This window comes from Promicromonospora sp. Populi (genome assembly GCF_041081105.1).
Classification (GTDB): Bacteria; Actinomycetota; Actinomycetes; order Actinomycetales; family Cellulomonadaceae; genus Promicromonospora.
The window spans coordinates 4,650,926-4,671,405 of sequence record NZ_CP163528.1; the positions used below are offsets into that span (position 1 = coordinate 4,650,926).

Genomic DNA, 20,480 nt, shown 5'->3' on the forward strand with positions numbered 1-20,480 from the left:
GTGAGGAGCGGAGCGACGATGCGTGCCGCGCGCTGGCATGCGCGCGGCGACGTCCGCATCGAGGACGTGCCGGTACCCGTCGTCCGAGCGCCGCACGAGCTCGTCCTGGCGGTCGAGTGGTGCGGCATCTGCGGCAGCGACCTCGAGGAGTACCGCAGTGGGCCGATCTCGGTGCCCGTGACTCCGCATCCGCGCCGCGGGTCGGCGGCGCCGATCGTCCTGGGCCACGAGTTCGTCGGCCGGGTGCACACGGCGGCCGACGACGGCACCGGGCCGGCGGTGGGAACACTGGTGGTCCCGGACGTGGTCCTCGGCTGCGGCGAGTGCCGGTGGTGCCTGCGGCACGAGGAAGGGCTGTGCGAGACGCTCGCGGTGCGCGGCCAGACCGAGGACGGCGGGCTCGCCCGATACGCCGTCGCGGACGCCCGGACCTGTCTTGTGGTGCCCGACGGCGTGACCGCTCAGCAGGCGGCCCTGGTCGAGCCCGCCTCGGTCGCGGTCCGGGCGATCCGCAAGCTCGACGCCGTCATCGGTGCCCGCGTGGCCGTCGTCGGCGGCGGGACGATCGGTCAGCTCGTCGCTCGCGTTGCCCTGGCGGCCGGGGCGACGGTCGGCCTGGTGGTCGACACCCGGGCGTCTCGCCGAGAGCTCGCCGAGCGCTCCGGCGTGGCACGCGGTCTCTCACCGGACGAGGCGGCGGCTCTCGTCGACCCCCGTGCCGGATTCGACGCCGTGTTCGAGTGCAGCGGCGCGGACGGGGCGCTCGCGCTCGCGATCGACCTCACCCGGCGCGGCGGGACGATCGTCGCGCTCGGCATCCGTGCCGACGCGGACCGGCTCGACTCGACGGCACTGGTGCTGACCGAGAAGCGCATCCTCGGGTCCGCCGCCCACCTGTGGGACGAGGACTCGGCGCCGGCGCTGAACCTGATCGCGGAGGGCAGGGTGCTCGTCGACGACCTCATCACCCATCGCATCCCCCTCGACGAGGTGGTCGCCGGCGGGTTCGAGATGCTCGGCGATCCCGGCCGCGACGTGCTGAAGGTACTCGTTGACTGCCGAGGCTGACCCGATCGCGAGTGTCGACGTCTTCACGACCTTCGGCGGGGTGCGGAACTGGACCTTCGTGCGCGTGGAGACCCGGTCCGGAGTGCACGGCTGGGGCGAGGCATCGACTGAGATGTGGGAGCGAACGGTCGAGGCCGCGGTGCGCGAGCTCGGCGACCGGCTGATCGGCCACGACGCCCTCGCGAGCGAGAGCGTCTGGCAGCGCGCCACCCGGCACGGCTTCTGGCGCGGCGGGGTGATCCTCTCGACCGCCGTCGCTGCGATCGACATCGCCCTGTGGGACATCCGCGGCAAGCACCTCGGTGTCCCCGTGCACCGGCTGCTCGGCGGACCCACTCGCGAGTGGGTCCCCACCTACCGGCACGTCGGGATCTACGACGCCGACGCCCTGGCCGACGAGGCGACCCGGCTGGCCGAGTCCGGCGTCCGGACGATGAAGACCGGCGCCTGGGTGGCGGACAGCACGCTCCCCGAACGCGAGCGGATCACCCGCGCCACCCGACGGCTCGCCGCGCTCCGCGCCGCGGTCGGAGACGACATCGAGATCCTCGTCGACAACCACGGGCGCGCGCGCCCGGACGAGGCCATCCGGTACATCAACGCCATCGCCGACTACCGTCCGTCATGGATCGAGGAGCCGATCGCCCCGGAACAGCCCGAGCTCATCGCACCGGTCGCCGAGGCAGCGCGCCGGCACGGCATCTCCCTCGCCTTCGGTGAGCGCCTGTTCTCCCGCAGCGAGTTCCGGGCACCGCTCGAGAGCGGGCTCGTCGACATCGTCCAACCGGACCTGTGCCACGCGGGCGGGATCACCGAGACCCTGAAGATCGCGGCGCTCGCGGACACGTACCGCGTCGACATCGCCCCGCACAATCCGGCCGGCCCGGTCTCGACGGCTGCCGCCGCGCACGTCGCGCTCGCGGTACCGAACTTCCGCATCCTTGAGCTCTGCCCCGACGAGCCGCGGCGGACCGAGATCGTGCACGAGCCGTGGGAGATCCTGCCGGACCGGCTCGTCGTCCCGGATCGACCGGGTCTCGGCGTCGACCTCGACATCGACGCCCTGCGTGCGGTGCCGGCCCACCCCATCAGTGTTCCGCGCGAGGCGTATCGCGCGGACGGCTCGATCGCCGACGTCTGATGAATCCGATCGTTACCCATCGATCAGAAGGAGAGGCAGCCATGCCCAAGGCAGTCACCATGTGGGAGTTCTCGTGGCTCCTGCGTCGGTCAGGGGACCAGCGGGAGTACGCCGACATGCACCGAGTGCTGGACGAGCTCGTCGACCGCGGCTACGACGTCGTCCGCATCGACGCGTTCCCGCACCTGATCGCGGCGGATCAGAACGGCGTGCGCTCCGATCGCTTCTGGGTACATCCGCAGCCCGACCACTTCATGTGGGGTCCGCACGGGCGGAAGATCGAGGTGGTCGATCCGGCCGCGTCCCTCGCCGAGTTCGTGGCCGCGTGCCGGGATCGCGGCGTCTCGGTCGGCCTCTCGAGCTGGTTCAACGACGACGACGAGCACCGCCGGCTGCAGATCGGCGACACCGGCGACCTCGTGCGGGTCTGGCGGGAGACGCTGGAGTCGCTCGACCGGCGCGGGCTGCTCGACACGATCGAGTACGTCGACCTGTGCAACGAGTTCCCGCTCGACGACTGGCTCCCGCGGATGCACGAGCGGATCTTCGGGCGCCCGGAGGGCACGGAGCCGAGCGTCCCCGGCCAGGCCGCTGAGCCGACCGTCCCCGGCCAGGCCGTCGAAGGCGGCTGGGTCTGGTCGCCGGCGCAGCGCGCCGAGATCGAGAAGACCTTCGCCGGGGTCGCCGAGCTCAGGGCCACCTGGCCGGGGCTGCGGTACACGGTCTCGGTCGCTCCGGTGAGCGATTCCCTCTTTGACCTCGACTACTCGGCGCTCGACCTGATCGACACGCACATCTGGTTGTCGAGCAACGTCGCCGAGTTCGCGGCGCTGACCAACTTCGCGCTCGAGGAGCACGGATTCCCCGGCGCGTGGCAGAAGCAGGTCGACAGCCTCGACGAGGTCTACTGGACCGACCCTGAGCGCTGGCACGGCCGGCTCCGCGAGGAGATGACGCGGTGGGCGGAGGTTTCCCGCCGCGACGGGAAACCGTTGTGGACCACCGAGGGGTGGTCGCACATCCTGCTCGACGACTTCACCGCGCCCAGCGGGCGGCACGCCTGGGACTACGTGCGGGCCGTTGCGGAGGCGGTGATCCCGATCGCGCTGGAGCTGGGGTGGGAGGGCATCTGCACGTCGAACTTCGCCGAGCCGCACTTCGAGAAGAACTGGGCCGACGCGGCGTGGCACCGCCGGATGAACGCCCTGATCAGGGCCGGTGGCTGAGCGCATGCACGTGGTCCGGCTCACCGAGAGCGTCGCGACCCACGGTGAAGGCCCCGCGTGGGCGCCGGGTTGGGCGGGGCCGCGCTTCGTCGACATGCTGCGCGGCGACGTGCTGGAGCTGCGGCCGGACGGCGGCGTCGACCGCCGGAACGTCGACGCGTCCGTCGCGGCGCTGGTGCGGCCGCGCCGTGCGGGCGGCTGGGTGGTCGCGACCAGGCACGGCCTGGCCTACGCGGACGCCGACGACCTGCACGCGCCGCTGCGACCGGGGCCGCAGCTCTGGAGCGACGAGGACGTGCGGGCCAACGAGGGCGCCTGCGCGCCCGACGGCGCTCTCTTTCTCGGTTCCATGGCCTGGGACGGCGCGGCCAGGCGCGGGTCGGTGGTGCGCGTCGCGCCCGACGGCGGACGGGCGACGGTGATCGAAGACGTCACGATCTCGAACGGGCTCGGCTGGACGGAGACGGGGGAGTCGGCCTTCTACGTCGACACCGCGACGGGCACGATCGACGTGTTCGACTGGTCGCCCGCTTCTGGCCTGGCCCGTCGACGTCCATGGGCGCGTGTCGACGAGGGGGGAGCGGACGGCCTTGCCGTCGACACACAGAATGGTGTCTGGGTCGCCCTGTTCGGTCGCGGTCGGGTGCACCGCTACGACTCCGACGGCCGGCTCGACGCGGTCATCGAGACACCGGTGCGGCAACCGACCGCCCTCGCCTTCGTGGGCGAAGAGCGGGATCGCCTGATCTGCACGACCTCCCGGTATGCGCTCGTTGACCCCGAGCCTGATGCGGGCGCAGTGTTCGAGATCATCGGACACGGTGCGCGCGGCGCCCGCGTGCACGCTTTCGCCGGCTGATCGCACTCCGCCACCATCCGCTCAGAGACCCCAGGGAGACCACATGACCACCCCCGACTGGACGGGCGGTGCCGCAGCGGCGCTGCCCACGGATGCCGCCGACGCCGCGCTGTTCGGTCGAGTGCACGTTCCGGGCAGGGGCCCTCGGGTCGTCACGGTCCGCGGGGGAGAGATCGTGGACGTGTCGGACGCGTTTCCGACGGCACGTGCGCTCACCGAGAACGCCGACCCCGCTACCGCCCTCCGCGCAGCGGCCGGTCCGGTGCTCGGATCTGTCGACGCGCTGCTCGCGAACACCGTGCCCGAGCATCGGGACCGGACAGCGCCGTGGCTGCTCAGCCCGATCGACCTGCATGTCGTGAAGGCGGCCGGAGTCACGTTCCCCGTCTCGATGATCGAGCGGGTGATCGAGGAGCGCGCCGGCGGCGACTCCTCCCGAGCGGAGGAGAACCGGGCCACGATCGCAGCGGTGCTCGGTGACGACCTGCAGTCCCTGGTTCCCGGGTCCGAGGAGGCGGCGCGGCTGAAGCACTACCTCCAGGAGCAGGGACTGTGGAGCCAGTACCTCGAGGTCGGCATCGGCCCGGACGCCGAGGTGTTCACGAAAGCGCCCGTGCTGTCCACGGTCGGCACCGCGGTCGATGTCGGCGTGAGCGAGATCTCCGCCTGGAACAACCCGGAACCGGAGGTCGTGCTCGTCGTCGCCTCGCAGGGCCGGATCGTGGGCGCGACCCTCGGCAACGACGTCAACCTCCGCGATGTCGAGGGCCGGAGCGCACTGCTGCTGCCCCGCGCGAAGGACAACAACGCCTCCGCGGCGCTGGGGCCGTTCGTTCGGCTCTTTGACGACCGATTCACCATCGAGCACGTTCGCTCGGCGCAGGTGGTTCTGCGCATCGAGGGTGCGGACGGCTTTGTGCTGGACGGCACCTCGGACCTGGGCCTCATCAGCCGCGATCCGGAGAGCCTGGTGGCACAGACGCTGGGCCCGCACCATCAGTATCCCGACGGATTTGTGCTGTATCTCGGGACCCTTTTTGCTCCGACGGCCGACCGCGACGGGCCCGGCCAAGGCTTCACGCATCACCTGGGCGACATCGTGCGGATCAGCGCTCCGCGCCTCGGCACGCTGGTGAACCGGGTGGCGCACAGCGAGAGCCTCCCGCCGTGGACCTACGGGATCGCCGACCTGATCGCCGACCTCGCCGCGCAGCACGCGGAGCGCTGACCCGCTCGCGGCCGACTGCCGCAGCGGTGGCAACGGTGTTTTGTGTGCTTCTGTCTCGCGCTCGGTGGCCGCCCGGTCCATGGGAGTAGGTGGCGTTGCTCACGCCCTCGCCGCATAACCCCTGGTCAGGAGGCCGGGGAGTGGCGCGCCGGGTGGCTTAACCCTGCAGGAATCGCGGTGACACGCCTCGGAAAAGCCCGGGGGAAACGATCGTGGCTCAGCGCACTCCGGAGGGAATCCCAACATGACGAGCGCACTCGAGGCGACCGGGATCGGCAAGACCTACTACACGACCGACGGCCCGCTCACGGTGCTCGACGACCTGGCCTTCCACGCCGACCGGGGTGAGCTCGTCTCCTTCGTCGGGCCCAGCGGCTGCGGCAAGTCGACGCTCTTCAACGTGATCACCGGCCTGCTCGCCCCGAGCACCGGGACCATCCGGGTGCACGGGGAGGACACCACCGGCAGGACCTCGCCGTCGATCGGATACGTGCTGCAGAAGGACCTGCTCTTTCCCTGGCGCACCGTGATGGAGAACGTGATCCTCGGTCTCGAGGTCAACGGGGTCAAGAAGCGCGAGGCACGGCTCAGGGCCGCGCGCCTCTTCGAGACCTACAACCTCACCGGCTTCGAGGACAAGTACCCCGCCTCGCTCTCCGGCGGCATGAAACAGCGTGCCGCGCTCATGCGCACCATGGTCCTGGACCCGGACATCATCCTGATGGACGAGGCGTACAAGGCGCTGGACTACCCGCTGAAGATCGCCCTGGAGAGCGAGCTGCTCCAGACCGCGCGCGCCGCGGACAAGACGGTCATCTTCGTCACCCACGACATCGAGGAAGCCGTCACGATGTCGGACCGCGTCTACGTGATGAAGGCCCGCCCCGGTCAGATCGTCCAGGAGATCCAGGTCGACCTCGGCACGGACAGCACCGACATCAACGAACGCAGGCTGTCGCCGCGCTTCAACGACTACTACGAGCTGATCTGGCGCAGCATCGGCCAGCTCCCAGCAGCCGCATGAGCGCGACGAGAACTGGAGACGACATGACCGCCATCGCACAGGTCGCTGTGCCGCACACCGACCGGAAGCCGGTCCGGACAGGTGCCGCACCTGCCGCCCGACCCGCCTCGCCCGCACGCCGGCGCATCGTCCTCCATGCCACGCAGGTATCGATCGTCGTGGTCCTGCTCGCGGCGTGGGAGATCGGCGCGAACACCGGAGCCGTGAGCCGGTTCCTCTTCGCCAGCCCGAGCATGATCTGGGAGGTGCTGCGGCTGCGCATCGTGTCCGGCGAGCTGTTCGTCGACATCGGCACGACCACCCTTGAGGTCCTGCTCGGCTTCGTCGTCGGCGCGGTCGGCGGCTCGGTGCTCGGGCTGCTGCTCTGGTACTCCAAGTGGGTCGCCGACCTCACCGCCCCGTTCATCGCGGCGATCGGTGCCATCCCGGTCCTGGCCATCGCGCCCATGACCATCATCTGGTTCGGCACCGAGATCACCTCCAAGGTTGTCATCGTCGCGTTCTCCTGCGTGGTCGTGTCGCTCACCTCGTCGTATCGAGGCGCACAGCGCACCGACACCGACCTCCTGAACCTGATGCGCTCGTTCGGCGCGTCGCGCACCCAGACGTTCCTCAAGCTCGTGGTGCCGTCGGCGATGACCTGGGTGGTCTCGGGTCTGAAGCTGAACGTCGGCTTCGCGATCGTCGGCGCGATCGTCGGCGAGTACATCACCTCGGACGCCGGCGTGGGACACATGATCCTGCTCGGTAGCTCCAACTTCAGCGTCAACATCGTGCTCGCCGGAGTCGCCGTGGTGATGGTGATGGTGCTCGTTCTCACCCTTGCCGTCTCGGCCCTTGAGCGGCTCATCCTGAACTGGGAAAGGTCCTGACAACCATGCGTCACTCCCCGCTCCAGCGAGCGCTCGCCGCAGCTACCACCGTCACCGTCGTGGTCGGCCTCTCGGCCTGCGCCACCAGCACGGCGGCCTCCGAGGACTCCTCCGGAACCACCACCGTCCGCATCAACCAGGCGTTCCAGTCCCTTCTCTACCTGCCCCTGTACGTCGCCGAGGAACAGGGCTACTTCGAGGAGCAGGGCGTCAACATGGAGATGTCGACGGGCGGTGGCGGTACCCAGTCGTGGGCGGCCGTGATCGGCGGCTCCGCCGACTTCTCCATCCAGGACCCGGTGTTCGTACCGAAGTCGCACGAGAACGGCGGCGAGGGAGTGGTCGTCGCTGCCATCCAGGACGCGCCGACGGTCTTCATCATCGGCAGCGACGGCACCCCGCTACAGGAGGACCTGTCCTTCCTCGAGGGCAAGCGTGTCGTCACCAGCCCGGAGCCGGATACCACCTGGGCGTTCATGACCTACCTCATCGAGCAGAACGACCTGCAGGACGTGGACATCGTCAACGTGGCGATCGGCAACGAGCTCGCGGCCGTCGAGAGCGGCCAGGCGGACTACGCCCTCGCGGTGGACCCGCAGGTGAGCCAGGCGGTCACGGAGATGGGACTGCACTCGGTGTACTCCTTCTCCGCCAACCCGGACTGGTACCCCTTCGCGTTCTCCAGCCTGACCACGACGCAGCGCTACCTCGACGAGCACCCCGACGCGGCACAGGGTGTGGTCACCGCGCTCGAGCAGGCATCGCGCTACATCTACTCGGACTTCGAGGGAACGGTCGACATCGCCATGGAGTACTTCCCCGACCTGTCCCGCCAGGTCGTCGCGCAGTCGGTGCAGAACGAGATCGACGCCCGGGGCTACCCGGAGAACGTCCTGGTCACCCAGGAGGCATGGGACCACAACCTGGAGATCGCCGAGTTCGCCGGAAATATCGTCGACTACCCCTCGGACTCGACCTCCTACGAGGCGAACGTGAACTCCGAGCTCGCCCAGAACGCCGCCGCCTGGGTCGACGCGCAATGACTCGCGAACCATCCGCCGACGAGCGCCTCCCGGGGCTGCCGCTCCTGGAGGGCGACGCCGAACGCCTGGCCCCGGTGCTCGCCGACTGGCGGGAGCGGGCCGACCGGCTCGACGCCTGGGTGCGCCACAACGTGCCCCTGAGCACGCCGGGTGTCACGACGTTCGACCACCACCTCGGCTCGGGCCGGAGCGGATCCGCACGTGAGCCCGGACGGGGAGGCGAGCAATGACCTCCGCACCTGAGACGTCCGAGGCATCCGAGGCGTCCGAGCCGGTGCGAGCAGGCCACGCGTCAGGTGGCGGGCTGTTGTCGCTCGGCATCGCCGAGGCCGGCTCCTGCGGAACCGCGAGGTCTCCGTACCCGAGCTCGCCGCCGCGTCGGTGGCGAGGATCGAGGACACCGCGGTGGTGAACGCCTTTCTGGAGCTGGACACCGCACGGGCGCTGCGCCTCGCGGAGGCGTACCAGCGCCTGCTCGACGACGGAGTGGACCTCGGGCCGCTCCACGGGATCCCGCTCGCGGTCAAGGCGAACATCGACATCTCGGGTGTGCGCTCGTCGTCCGGCAGCCGGATCCTTGCCGAGCACCACCCGGACCAGGACGCCGCCGTCGTCGGCCGGCTGAAGCGTGCCGGTGGGCTGATGGTGGGCACCACGAACATGCACGAGTTCGCGTGGGGTGGCACGACCGACAACCCGCACTACGGTGCCTGCCGCAACCCCTGGGACCTCGAACGGATCCCTGCCGGGTCGAGTGGCGGCTCAGGAGCCGCCGCGGCCACCCGCAGTGTCTTCGCCGCCCTCGGCACAGATACCGGCGGCTCCGTCCGGCTGCCCGCCTCGATGAACGGCGTCACGGGCATCCGACCGACGATCGGCCGGGTGAGCAACGCCGGTGTGCTGCCGTTGGCCTGGTCGATGGACACCGTCGGGCCGATCGCGCCGTCCGCGCTGGACTGTGCGCTCGTGCTGCAGAGCATCGCCGGGTACGACCCGGCGGACCCCACGACCAGGGACGTCCCCGTCGAGGACTTCCTCGCCGGTATCGAGCGTCCCCTCGACGGCCTGCGGATCGCCGTGGTCGACGACTACTCGCTGCAGGGGTTGCAACCAGGAGTGGAGGCGGCGTTCCGGCACGCCCTGCGTACGTTCGAGGCGCTCGGCTGCCGGATCGAGACCATCTCCCTGCCCGAGCTCGAGCCCGTCGTCGACGCGCAGGTCATCATCGACGCCTGCGAACCGACAGCGATCCACCTGCCCTGGCTCACCACTCGCCCGGACGACTACGGGCTGGACGTGCGCACGCTCCTGCAGGCCGGTGCCTTGTTCAGCGCCCTCGAGTACATCCAGGCGCAGCGCTACCGGACCCACCTGCGCGGCGTCGTCGCCGCGCGGTTCCAGGACGTGGACCTCATCGCGACGCCGACCATCCCGTTCACCGCGCCGCTGATCGGCGAGCACCTCGTACCCGTCGACGGCGGGCACGAGGACACGCTGGTGGGCAACATGAAGTACACGGCCCTGCCCAGCATGACCGGCATGCCCGCCATCAGCGTGCCGTGCGGCTTCGACGAGCTGGGCCTGCCCGTGGGCATGCAGCTCATGGCGGCGCCGTTCCAGGAGGCAACCCTGTTCCGCGCGGCCTATGGCTTCCAGCGCCACACCGCGTTCCACACGCAGCTGCCCGCCCTGATCGCCGCACGCTGATGGCACCAAGCGTGGCGCCGGCAGCAACCCGGGTGCCGACGCTTCGTCCGCGGCCGGGCCGGGCCCGGGCCGTACTGCTCCTGACCGGCATGCTGCTGCTCGCGATGAACCTGCGCGCGCCGATCGTGGCCGTGTCAGCCGTGCTCGGGCGCATCATCGAGGAGAACGGGCTCACCGCGTTCGTGGCGGGCAGCGTCACGGCGCTGCCCGTGCTCGCGTTCGCCCTGCTCACCCCAGGGGCGGCGTGGCTGCTCGCCCGGATCGGACCCGACCTGGCATTCGGTTTGACGCTGATGGGCGTCGTCGCCGGGACCGGGGTCCGGTCGATCGGCAGCGCCGCGATGGTGCTGGCCGGAACCGTGGTGATCGGTGCCGCCATAACCCTGGGCAACCTGGTGGTGCCCATGCTCATCCACCGGGACCACCCGCCCGAACGCCGGGCGACGGTCACCGGCCTGTACACGGTGGCCATCAACATCGGCACTCTCCTGACGCTCGTCGGCACCGTGCCGGTCGCGGACCGCCTCGGCTGGCAGCTCGGCCTGCTCGTCTGGACAGTCCTCGCGCTCGCGGCGGGCCTCGTCTGGGTCCTGGCCGTCGGCCCCCGCCGTGCCGTCCGTCCGGTTCCGGCGGCATCACCCGAGCACCCGCAGCCCGGCGGGCCCGGTGCACCGACCGGCGGGCCCGGTGCACCGACCGCTCGGCGTGCCCGCGTCGATCGCGCCACGACCTGGCGGGTGCCACTGCTCACGGTCACCTTCGGCGCGCAGGCATTCGCCTACTACGCCGTGACCGCCTGGCTGCCGGAGCTGCTCACCGACCTCGTAGGACTGCCTCCGGCCCAGTCCGGCGCCGGCGCAGCCCTCTTCCAGGTGTTCGCGGTCGTCGGTGGTCTCGGTGTGCCGCTGCTCAGCCGGCGCCTGCCGCCCTGGGTACCCATGAGCCTGCTCGCGCTGTGCTGGGTCGCAGTCCCGGCAGGCCTCCTCCTCGACCCCGAGCTCTGGCCCCTGTGGCTCGCCGCGGGCGGCGTGGCACAGGGCGGCGTGTTCACCCTGGTCTTCGTGGTCGTCGTCTGGACCGCCGACTCCGCCGCCCGGTCCGCGCGATCGTCCGCGACGATCCAGAGCATCGGCTACGGCATCGGGGCCACCGGACCGACCCTGATGGGCCTCGTGCTCGATCGGTCGGGAGGCTGGACCGTGCCGCTGCTCATGGTGCTCGCCGCCACCATGGCGCTCGCGACGGCGGGACTGCTCGCCGTCCGCGGCCTGCGACCGGTCATGGCGGCGGCCGATCCGGGCGGGACGAAGGAGCCGTAGGGTCTCAGCTCGCCGGTGGCTTGACGCGCTCGAAGCTGTTGACGAACACCATCTGGTCCGGGCGGTGGTAGCCCGTGGCCACCTCGATCGGTGTGCCGTCGCGCAGCAGCGTCTGGCGTACGTGCACGAGCAGCGTCGTGCCTGGCGCGACCTCGAGCAGCTCCGCGACCGCTTCGTCGGCCTGGGCGGCGCCTGTGTGCACGATGGCGCGACCCACGTCCAGGCCGAACGACTCGAAGAAGGCGAAGGTGCCCTCGCGCTGCGCCGGGCCGTGCGGGTCCGGAGCGCTGAGCCCCAGGTCGGAACGGATGAACGAGGACCACAGCACCATGGGAACCTGGCCGCGCGTGAGCCGTTCCCACAGCAGGATCTCGGTGCCGGCCGGGACGCCGAGCCGTTTCGCGACGGGCGCCGTCGCGCTGACGGGGCCCCAGTGCAGCTGCTCGTACACGGGAAGGTCCGCGCCGGCCTCGTCGCCCTCCGCGATCGCTCGCAGCGTGTTCAGCTGATGGACCACGATGTGCGACGTGGCCTGGGTTCCGCGACCAGGGATACGCCGAAGCAGGTTCTCCTGGACGAGCATGTTCAGGGAGGCGCGGATGACGTTGCGCCCCACGTCGAACTGCTTGGCCAGCTCGTCCTCGCTGGGTAGCAGCCGGTCGGCCCAGGCCCCGACGATGATGTCGGACCTGAGCACGTCGCGCACGAGGCGTGCCCGGTGGTGGCGTCTGCCCAGATAGTCGATGACGGGCACAGATCCTCCTTGGCAGCCGCTCCTCCTTGCGAGCCGGCTACGGCGACATCGTGCTGAGGGGCGACATCGTACTAAGGCTTGTCCCGAACCCGGGCCGCCAGGTCACGACCTGGCCGGAGCGCGCGAGGGGATCCGCAACACGGTTAACCGATGGATCCCCACCTCGGCACCTGCTTTTATTGACTTCGACGCCGTGATCCGGGACGAGGCAGCTGGCACGCCCCCATTGATCTGGCCGGAGGCCGAGGAGCGTATGCAGATCCACCAGGGCGAGCCCGCCGCACACGACGACGCCCGCCCGGAGATCGACCCGCACCTCGGCCTCGATCTCCGCCCCGAGACGACCGTGCAGCGCCTCGACCTGTCGGTCAGCGTCGTGATCCCCGCGCACAACGAGGAGCCGACGATCGCGGCCGTCGTCACCGAGGCGTTCGCGAGCCTGGACCGCCTCGGCGTCGAGGGCGAGGTGATCGTGGCTGCCAGCGGGTGCACGGACAAGACCGCCGAGAACGCGCGGCTGGCCGGCGCCCGGGTGGTCGACGCGCCGATCGGCAAGGGCGCGGCGCTCAAGGCCGGAGTCGACCTGGCCGACGGCGGGGTGGTGTGCGCCGTCGACGGCGACGTGCGCTACTACGGGGACCCGCCGCTGGTCGAACTGCTCGTCGGGCCCATCCTCGAAGGCCTTGCCGATGCCACGATCACCGACCTGTACTGGCGCCCCCTGTACCCGCAGCTCTGGATGTGCGGGTTCTTCGCGCCGCTCGCGGGTCGGCTCTACCCCGAGCTGCTGCCCAAGGTCGGCAACACGCCCTGGTCCGGGCAGCGGGCCGCGCTGCGCCACCTCTGGCCGGCCGAACTGCCCGACGACTTCACCGTCGACCTCGCCCTGCTCCTGCACTGGAACCGTGCGGCACAGCGGCTGAGGCCCGTCCTGGCCGGCGACTGGGTCAACCCCCAGCGGCCCAAGCCGGACCTGATGCGCACCGAGCTCGACCTGCTGATCAGTAGCGCCGTCGGCGACGGACGCTTCGATCCGAACGCCCGTGCCGCGCTGGAGGCGTGGTTCGATCAGACGCACCGCCTGATGGCGCGGTACGCACCCGGCGTCGACGATCCCCAGGAGTTCGAAGCGCGCATCCTTGAGCGAGCGCTGACCAGCCTGCCCGACCACCTCGGAACCGGAGCCTGACGTAGCGATGTCGATGTCTCGTATCTCCTTCCATGACCTGCCCGCAGCGGCCCGCGACGCCGTCGAGGCGCGTTTCGGGACCGTGACCCGGGCCGAGACGGCCGGTGCGGGCATCAACTCGGCCATCGCCGCCACGCTGCACACCGACGGCGGCCGCGTGTTCGTCAAGGGCATCGCGCTCGACCATGCCCAGGTCCAGGAGCAGCAGCGCGACGTCGAGGTCAACCCGTACGTCACCGCCGTGGCGCCCCGCCTGCTGTGGCAGACGGAGGCCGGTGGGTGGTCGCTCCTCGGCTACGAGCACGTGGCCGGGCGCCACGCCGACTACCGGCCCGGGTCGCCCGACTTTCCCCTCCTGGCCGACGCCGTACGGCGGGTGAACCAGATCCCGTGCCCGGACGTGCCACACATGCTCCACCTCGAGAAGCGGCTCGCGGACTTCGACGGCGACGGCGTCGACGTCTCGCTGCTGGCCGGGGACGACCTCATGCACACCGACTGGGGCACCGACAACGTGCTCATCGGCGACGGGACGACGTACGTCGTCGACTGGGCCTGGCCGACGCGCGGCCCCGCCTGGGCCGACATCGCCACTCTCGTGGTGCGGCTCATCGAGGCCGGCCACACACCCGCGGCCGCCGACGAGTGGGCGCGGGTCGAGCTCCCTGCCTGGGCCACGGCGCCCCCGATCGCGGCGCCGCACTTCGCGCAGGCTTACCTGCGCCTCTGGAAGCACATCCTCGACGGGGACCCGCAGCCGTGGAACGCCAAGATGGTCGACGCCGCACGCACCTGGAACGACTACGTGGAGCGCCGCGACCGCACTGTGTGAGTCCCGGGCTTCACGCGCCCGGCCGGGCCACCAGGTCGACGGCCCCCAGCTGCGCCCGCACCGCGAGCTCCGCGGCCTTGAAGGCGTGCTCCTGGGTCATGGCGTTCTCGGTGCGCTCCAGGCAGTCGAGCACAAGCTGGCCGAAGAACGGGTAACCGACCTTGCCGTGCACGTCGAAGTGCTTCTCCTGCTCACCGTTGGCCAAGTACAGGTGGCCGGGCCCGTCCTGCGTGCCGATGTTCAGGTACTTGCGCTGCTCGATGAACCCCTCGGTGCCGAGGATGAACGTGCGGCCGTCGCCCCACGTCTGCAGCCCGTCCGGCGTGAACCAGTCGCAGCGGAAGTAGCCCGTGGCCCCGTTGTCCAGGGTGAGCATCGCGTCGCCGAAGTCGTCCAGCTCGGGGTGGTCCGGGTTGTTGTAGTTGGCGATCTGGCTGTGGGCGACCGCGCCGTCCAAGGCCCCCGTGTAGTGCAGGATCTGCTCGATCTGATGGCTGCCGATGTCGCACAGGATGCCGCCGTACTTCTCCTTCTCGAAGAACCAGTCGGGGCGCGAGCCCGCCGAGAGGCGGTGCGGCCCGGTGCCCAGCACCTGGACGACACGCCCGATGGCGCCCGACTCGATCAGCTGGGACGCGAACACCGCCGTCTCCACGTGGATGCGCTCGGAGTAGTAGACGGCGTACTTGCGGCCAGTGCGGGCCACCGCCTCGCGGGCCGCGGCGAGCTGGTCGAGGGTTGTCAGCGGGGCCTTGTCGGTGAAGTAGTCCTTGCCGGCGTCCATCACGCGGATGCCCAGGGCGGCGCGCTCGGAGGTCACGGCGGCGCCGGCGACCAGGCGGACGTCGTCGTCTGCCAGGATCTCCGCCTCCATCCGTGCGGCCTGTGCCTGGGGGAACTTCGCCACGAATGCGGCCACCTTGGCGGGGTCGGGGTCGTAGACCGCCTTGAGGGTCGCGCCCGCGTCGATCAGGCCGTTGCACATGCCGTAGATATGGCCGTGGTCCAGGCCGATCGCGGCGAAGGTGAGCTCGCCCGGTCCGACGACGGGCGCGGGGATCGAGTCGGGGGAGTAGCTGCCGCCAAACGCTGTGCTCATCGGTGCTCTTTCGTCGCGGTTCGGGAGGTGCCGGGCTCGCCGCCCACCGAGATGGTGCCCTGGAGATCGTCGACCGAGCGGCTCTTGGCGAAGTAGCGGGGGGCGTTGTCCAGCACCCCATCACCCGTGTAGTAGGGGCTGCCGGCCGGGATGGGCAGGTCGACGGTCCGGCGCTCGATCGCCGCCTGGTAGATGGCGGTGACGACCTCGACGGTACGCCGGCCGTCCTCACCGCCGATCGCCGGCGGGCGGCCGGTCTCCAGTGCGGTGAGCACGTCGTCGATCTGCCCGGTGTGCCCCAGGTGGGGCAGCGCGCGGTGCGCCGTCGCGAGGGCTTCGAGCTGCTCGACCAGGCCGGTGTTGCCCTCGGACGTCGGGAACCCGTTGGGCTGCGTGGCCTCGGCGTGCACCGCCCAGGGCTGAGCCACCGAGGCGTCCCGGCCCTGGACGACGATCTCCTGCACCTCCCCGTGATGCACCACCGAGCTCGTCAGCTGCGCGATGGCGCGGTCGTACTTCAGGAGCGCCACCGACAGGTCTTCGACCTCGGCGTTGTCGTGCCAGGCGTTGGTCATGATCGCGGCCACCGCCTCGGGCGAGCCCAGCAGCCAGAGCACCAGGTCGATGTGGTGGATCGCGTGGTTGAGGGTGGGCCCGCCGCCCTCGGACTGCCACGTGCCGCGCCAGGACAGGTCGTAGTACGGCAGGCCGCGCCACCAGGCCGAGTCGGTCCGCAGGTGCGCGACCGGTCCCAGCAGGCCGGAGTCCAGCGCTTCCTTGAGGGTGGCGATGTCGTCGCGGAAGCGGTTCTGCGCGATCACCGACAGCCGCTTGCCGCTGACGCGCTCCGCGGCGAGCATCGCGTCGCACTCGGCGAGCGACGGCGCCATGGGCTTCTCGACGACGACGTTCGTCCCGGCCCGCAGCAGGTCCACGGTGATCTGCGTGTGGGTCGACGGCGGGGTGCACACGCTCACCAGGTCGATGTCGTCCCGGCCCAGCAGCTCGGCGTGCGAGGCGACGACCACCGCGTCGTCGAGCCCGTGCTCCCGCTTCTTCGCCTCTGCCCTGGCCGGCACGATGTCGCACAGGGCGACGATGCGGCAGCGTTCGGGGAACCGGAGATAGGCCCGCAGGTGCGTGCTCGAGATGTGCCCGGTGCCCACTAGGGCGACGTTCAGCATCGTTGCTCCTCGGATCTGGACATCTGAGAACGCCTTGCAGGCTAGCGGCCCCGGTCGTGGCCCCGCGAGCGGGGCCACGACTCGGACTCCGTCACGCGCTGACCGCGGTGTGGGACGTGGCCCAGGCCAGGGCGTAGTCCGCGATCTCCTCCCAGCCCGGCTGGGAGACGAGGCGGTGGGTGCGGCCCGCGTACTCCCGGTACTCGACGACGGCGGGGCTGTCCGTCGCGGTGTACTTCGCGACGATGGCCCGGCCGATGGCCGGCGGCACCACGTGGTCGATCTCGCCGGTGAGCACCAGGAACGGGGCGCGGTCCGCGCGGGCGTAGTCGACGTGGGTGACGCCGCCCTTCTCGTTCAGGACCGAGGCCACACCCTCGAAGAAGACCCGGTTGTAGGACGGCACGGCGAACTGCTCCCAGAGGGCGTCCGACTCGGGGCGGGGGAGGTCGTTGCCGAAGGTGAAGTGGAAGTGCGCCTTCGAGATCGGCTTGGCGCCGTTGCGGCCGAACGGGTTGGACAGGATCGGGAACCCGGTGCGGAGCGTGGACGCCGGGAGCGTCGTCACGCCGGCGGTCTGGCCGGGGGCGACACCCACGTAGGCGGCACCGAGGCCTCGGTCGGCGAGCATCTGCGTGACAACCCCGCCGAACGAGTGGCCCATGATGATCGGCTTGACCGGGAGGGTGCGGATGATGCGCTCGTAGTGGTCCACGATCTGCTTGAGGCCGATGCCCCGCAGTGGCTCGGGGTTGGAGCGGACGTTCTGGACGCTGCGGTCGTCGATGCCGGGCCAGCCCGGGACGATCACCTCGTGGCCGGCGGCGCGGAAGCGCTCGGCCCAGGTGTCCCAGCTCGCCGGCGTCATCCAGAGTCCGTGGACGAGGACGATCGGGCGCTTGCCGGTGGTGCCGGTGCCGCTGCTGACGGTGTTCGGGGTCTCGCTCATGACGGGCTCCTTCGGTTCGGTGGACCGGTCCCCGGTCCGGGCTCAGGAAGAACGATCGTTCTATCTCTGTTGTCCATGAAGGTAACCCCTCCGCAAGGCGGACGTCAACACGAAAGAGATAGATCGTTCTATGCTGAATCTCATGACACCCAGGACAACAGGCGCCTCCCGCGCTCCGCGCAAGACTGCCGACGGAGGCTCGGAGGCTCGCGAGCGACTGCTGCGGACCGCGTCAGAGCTCTTCTACGCCGAGGGCATCCATGTGGTGGGCGTGGACCGGATCATCGCGGAGGCCGGCGTCACGCGGGCCACCTTCTACCGGCACTTCCCGAGCAAGCAGGACCTCGTCGAGGCCTACATCGGGGTGGAGGACACAAACATCCGCGCCATGCTGGACCGTGCGCGCGCGGCGACCGACGACCCTGCCGCGCTCATCGGGCTGCTCATCGACGGCATCGCCGAGGATGCCGCCCGCCACCACGTCCGCGGCTGCCCGTTCATCAACGCCGCCGCCGAGTACCCGGATCCGGGCAGCCGGGTCCGGCGCGCCGTCGACGACCACCGCAGCTGGTTCCGCGGCGCGCTCGAGGAGGTCCTCGACGCGGCGGGCGTCGAGGGCTCAGCGAGGAGAGCCGGGCGGCTTGTGCTGCTCCGCGACGCCGCCCTGGTCGGCGGTTACCTCGACGGGTGGGAGAACGTGCGAGAGGTCTTTCTCAGCGGTGCGCACGAGGCAGTGGGCCTGGACCAGGGCCTCAGGGATTGAGCCCGTGCTGGAAGGCCCAGATCGCGAGCTGGGTGCGGTCGCGGGTCCCGGTCTTGTCGAGCATGTTGCCGATGTGCCACTTCACGGTGTTCTCGCCGAGGTTGAGCCGTCCCGCGATCTGCTTGTTGCTGAGCCCCTCGGCGAGCGCCGCCACCACCTCCAGCTCGCGGTCGGTCAGCAGGCCGGCGATGCTCTCCGCCGGGGCCGCGCCGGCCGGGCCGCTGCTGCGGGCGTAGTCGGCGATGAGCCGTTCGCGCACGGCGGGGGACTGCAGGGCGCTGGCGTTGACGGCGGCGCGGATCGCGGCGGGGATGTCGCCCGGGTTCTTCTTCAGCAGGTAGCCGACGGCGCCGCGCTCGAACGCGCCGTAGAGGTACTCGTCCAGGTGGAAGGTGGTGAACACGAGGACGGGGACGGGGTTGGCGACGCCGGGGCCGCTCAGCGCCGAGATCGCGTCGAGGCCGCCGCCGCCGGGCATGCGCAGGTCCATGAGCACGACGTCGGGCTTGAGGGTCCGGGCAAGGCGTACGGCGTCGACCCCGTTGCTCGCCTCGCCGGCCACGCGGATGTCGTCGGTGGTCTCCAGCAGGAGGCGCAGCGATCGGCGGACGCTTCCGGCGTCGTCGACGACGAGCGTCCTGATCACGTGATCGCCCTTCCCCGGCGTGACTAGCCGTCGGTGGTGTCGGTCGTCCAGTGCGGGGGGTGGGGGAGCAGGGCCTGTACGGCCCAGCCTCCGCTGCGCCGAGGTCCGGTACGCAGGTTTCCGCCGACGGCGGCCAGCCGGTCGCGCATCCCCTCGATCCCGTAACCGAGGCTATGGGGTGCGGCCACGGCGTCACCACGATTTGCCGCCCCTGCCGTGGGTGAACTCTCGTTCTCGACCCGCAGGAGCAGGCTTGTGCCGTCGTCGGCGAGGTTCACGGTGAGCACCGCGCCGGGGGCGTGCTTGCGCGCGTTGCTCAGCGCCTCCTGGACCACGCGGTAGGCGGTGTGGCTGCGCAGGGGGCCGAGCCGCTGGTCGATCTCCGTGAGACCGGGGTCGTGCTCCAGCGTCACCACCGCGCCGGTGGTCTGCTCGTGCTCGGCGGTCAGGTCGGCGATCTGGGCCACGGTGTGCTGGCCCGACGCCTGCCCCGGATGGTGCGCCCCGGCCTGCGTACGGTCCTCCTGCCGCATCCGCGAGACCATCCGCTCGAAGCCCTGGTAGAGCCGCTCGCCCTCGTCGCGGAGCTGCGCGATCAGGCGCGGGTCCACGGAGCCGCCGGCCGTCGCGCTCGCCTCGGCCGCCGTGCTGAGCGTGAGGATCGCGGCGAGGTGGGCCGACGACGTGTCGTGCAGCTCCTGGGCCACGGTGCGGCGGGCGGCCGTGACGGCGTCCGTGGTGCGGTGCGCCTCCCGGCCGGCGATCTCCTGGGCGAGCGCGGCGATGTGCTCGGCGCGGTCGCGCAGCTGCGCATACCAGGAGCCCAGGAGCGCGGGGATCGCGACGACGGCGACGGCGTCGAGCGCGCACACCACCATGACCGCGGGTGTCTCCCAGCCCGGCATCCCCGGCGTCGGGTAGAGGGCCTCGTCCATGAGCAGCACCCCGGCTGAGGCCACGACGAGCGCCGAGACGAGCACGGCGCGCCATCGTCCTGACCGCTCCGCGGCGTAGCTGAACACGGCCAGCAGCATTCCCGGCTGCAGCAGGAGCGCGTCGGCGCCGCCGATCAGGAGCGCGCCGAACCACAGCACGAACGACGCGACGAGCGTCCCGAGCGCCTGGCGCCTCAGCCAGTGCAGCCAAGCGCCCTGGAAGGCGACCAGCAGGACCACCGTGGCGATGCGCCAGTCCTCGCTCTGCGCCGTGTGCATCGCCCCGGTCTGGCCGAGCAGGGCGAGCGACCCGAGGTAGGCGACGACGTTGGCGACGAGCGCCACCGCTACGACGTTGCGCCCCACCCACCGGGTCAGCAGGAGCAGCGCCGCCGGGCGGGCCGGGTCCCCTCCGATCGGGTGGTTCGGGCCCCCTCCTTTCGGGTGGTCCTTGTGCGCCGGGCCACTGCTGCCGACAGCGCGGACGGCCCACCGCGCCACCGTCGGAGACGCCGGAAACCCCGGGATCTCGCCGATCCCGGGACTCGTGTCCGGCGTCGTCCACCTCGCGTCCATCTTGATCCCGTCGTTCGTAAACCTGCTCGCCGTGTCCGCTTTGTTTGCCCGTCGGGTTGGCCCCTG

At 70.9% G+C, this 20,480-nt stretch carries 20 protein-coding genes; 14 read left to right on the plus strand and 6 right to left on the minus strand.

What is annotated here, in order from left to right; genetic code table 11:
• The first annotated feature begins 18 nt into the window (after positions 1-18).
• From AB1046_RS21025 to AB1046_RS21075, 11 genes are all read left to right on the plus strand, one after another.
• Complete coding sequence (locus AB1046_RS21025; protein WP_369371228.1) at positions 19-1,068, plus strand: alcohol dehydrogenase catalytic domain-containing protein; 1,050 nt, start codon at positions 19-21, stop codon at positions 1,066-1,068.
• Complete coding sequence (gene dgoD, locus AB1046_RS21030) at positions 1,052-2,209, plus strand: galactonate dehydratase (protein ID WP_369371229.1); 1,158 nt, start codon at positions 1,052-1,054, stop codon at positions 2,207-2,209. Before AB1046_RS21025 ends, dgoD begins: the two co-directional genes overlap by 17 nt.
• A gap of 41 nt (positions 2,210-2,250) precedes the next feature.
• The gene (locus AB1046_RS21035) at positions 2,251-3,435 is read left to right on the plus strand and encodes a cellulase-like family protein (protein WP_369371230.1); all 1,185 of its coding nucleotides are present in this window, start codon (positions 2,251-2,253) and stop codon (positions 3,433-3,435) included.
• Positions 3,428-4,294: an SMP-30/gluconolactonase/LRE family protein gene (locus AB1046_RS21040; RefSeq protein ID WP_369371231.1), complete on the plus strand. Its 867-nt coding sequence runs from the start codon at positions 3,428-3,430 to the stop codon at positions 4,292-4,294. The genes AB1046_RS21035 and AB1046_RS21040 overlap by 8 nt, the downstream gene beginning before the upstream one ends.
• 43 nt (positions 4,295-4,337) lie before the next feature.
• Positions 4,338-5,522, plus strand: a complete 1,185-nt coding sequence (locus AB1046_RS21045) for a fumarylacetoacetate hydrolase family protein (RefSeq protein ID WP_369371232.1) — start codon at positions 4,338-4,340, stop codon at positions 5,520-5,522.
• A gap of 244 nt (positions 5,523-5,766) precedes the next feature.
• Positions 5,767-6,546: an ABC transporter ATP-binding protein gene (locus AB1046_RS21050; RefSeq protein ID WP_369371233.1), complete on the plus strand. Its 780-nt coding sequence runs from the start codon at positions 5,767-5,769 to the stop codon at positions 6,544-6,546.
• A gap of 23 nt (positions 6,547-6,569) precedes the next feature.
• Positions 6,570-7,418: an ABC transporter permease gene (locus AB1046_RS21055; RefSeq protein WP_369371234.1), complete on the plus strand. Its 849-nt coding sequence runs from the start codon at positions 6,570-6,572 to the stop codon at positions 7,416-7,418.
• Positions 7,419-7,423: 5 nt separating this feature from the next.
• Positions 7,424-8,461 carry an ABC transporter substrate-binding protein gene (locus AB1046_RS21060; protein ID WP_369371235.1) on the plus strand — a complete coding sequence of 346 codons (1,038 nt, stop codon included), beginning with the start codon at positions 7,424-7,426 and terminating at the stop codon, positions 8,459-8,461.
• Positions 8,458-8,691, plus strand: a complete 234-nt coding sequence (locus AB1046_RS21065; protein ID WP_369371236.1) for a hypothetical protein — start codon at positions 8,458-8,460, stop codon at positions 8,689-8,691. The genes AB1046_RS21060 and AB1046_RS21065 overlap by 4 nt, the downstream gene beginning before the upstream one ends.
• A 106-nt stretch (positions 8,692-8,797) precedes the next feature.
• Positions 8,798-10,168 carry an amidase gene (locus tag AB1046_RS21070; protein WP_369375789.1) on the plus strand — a complete coding sequence of 457 codons (1,371 nt, stop codon included), beginning with the start codon at positions 8,798-8,800 and terminating at the stop codon, positions 10,166-10,168.
• A gap of 11 nt (positions 10,169-10,179) precedes the next feature.
• Entirely contained in the window at positions 10,180-11,487 is a 1,308-nt protein-coding gene (locus AB1046_RS21075; RefSeq protein WP_369371237.1) for a CynX/NimT family MFS transporter, read from the plus strand.
• 4 nt (positions 11,488-11,491) lie between these two features.
• On the opposite strand, the gene AB1046_RS21080 is transcribed toward AB1046_RS21075, so the two are convergent.
• Positions 11,492-12,241, minus strand: a complete 750-nt coding sequence (locus AB1046_RS21080; protein ID WP_369371238.1) for a GntR family transcriptional regulator — start codon at positions 12,239-12,241, stop codon at positions 11,492-11,494.
• A gap of 253 nt (positions 12,242-12,494) precedes the next feature.
• Between AB1046_RS21080 and AB1046_RS21085 the strand changes: the two genes are divergently transcribed.
• Both AB1046_RS21085 and AB1046_RS21090 read left to right on the plus strand, forming a co-directional pair.
• On the plus strand, positions 12,495-13,430 hold the full coding sequence (locus tag AB1046_RS21085; RefSeq protein ID WP_369371239.1) for a glycosyltransferase: 936 nt from the start codon (positions 12,495-12,497) through the stop codon (positions 13,428-13,430).
• Positions 13,431-13,443: 13 nt separating this feature from the next.
• On the plus strand, positions 13,444-14,262 hold the full coding sequence (locus tag AB1046_RS21090; RefSeq protein ID WP_369371240.1) for a hypothetical protein: 819 nt from the start codon (positions 13,444-13,446) through the stop codon (positions 14,260-14,262).
• A 10-nt stretch (positions 14,263-14,272) separates the two neighbouring features.
• On the opposite strand, the gene AB1046_RS21095 is transcribed toward AB1046_RS21090, so the two are convergent.
• From AB1046_RS21095 to AB1046_RS21105, 3 genes are all read right to left on the minus strand, one after another.
• On the minus strand, positions 14,273-15,361 hold the full coding sequence (locus AB1046_RS21095; RefSeq protein WP_369371241.1) for a Gfo/Idh/MocA family protein: 1,089 nt from the start codon (positions 15,359-15,361) through the stop codon (positions 14,273-14,275).
• Positions 15,358-16,545: a Gfo/Idh/MocA family protein gene (locus AB1046_RS21100; protein WP_369371242.1), complete on the minus strand. Its 1,188-nt coding sequence runs from the start codon at positions 16,543-16,545 to the stop codon at positions 15,358-15,360. Before AB1046_RS21100 ends, AB1046_RS21095 begins: the two co-directional genes overlap by 4 nt.
• A 91-nt stretch (positions 16,546-16,636) precedes the next feature.
• Positions 16,637-17,494, minus strand: a complete 858-nt coding sequence (locus tag AB1046_RS21105) for an alpha/beta hydrolase (protein ID WP_369371243.1) — start codon at positions 17,492-17,494, stop codon at positions 16,637-16,639.
• Between the two features lie 142 nt (positions 17,495-17,636).
• Here AB1046_RS21105 and AB1046_RS21110 point away from each other — a divergent pair, with 142 nt between their 5' ends.
• Positions 17,637-18,257: a TetR/AcrR family transcriptional regulator gene (locus AB1046_RS21110; protein WP_369371244.1), complete on the plus strand. Its 621-nt coding sequence runs from the start codon at positions 17,637-17,639 to the stop codon at positions 18,255-18,257.
• On the opposite strand, the gene AB1046_RS21115 is transcribed toward AB1046_RS21110, so the two are convergent.
• Both AB1046_RS21115 and AB1046_RS21120 read right to left on the minus strand, forming a co-directional pair.
• Positions 18,247-18,903, minus strand: a complete 657-nt coding sequence (locus AB1046_RS21115) for a response regulator (RefSeq protein ID WP_369371245.1) — start codon at positions 18,901-18,903, stop codon at positions 18,247-18,249. The genes AB1046_RS21110 and AB1046_RS21115 overlap by 11 nt on opposite strands.
• Positions 18,904-18,926: 23 nt before the next feature.
• Positions 18,927-20,414, minus strand: a complete 1,488-nt coding sequence (locus AB1046_RS21120) for a sensor histidine kinase (RefSeq protein WP_369371246.1) — start codon at positions 20,412-20,414, stop codon at positions 18,927-18,929.
• Between the last annotated feature and the right edge of the window lie 66 nt (positions 20,415-20,480).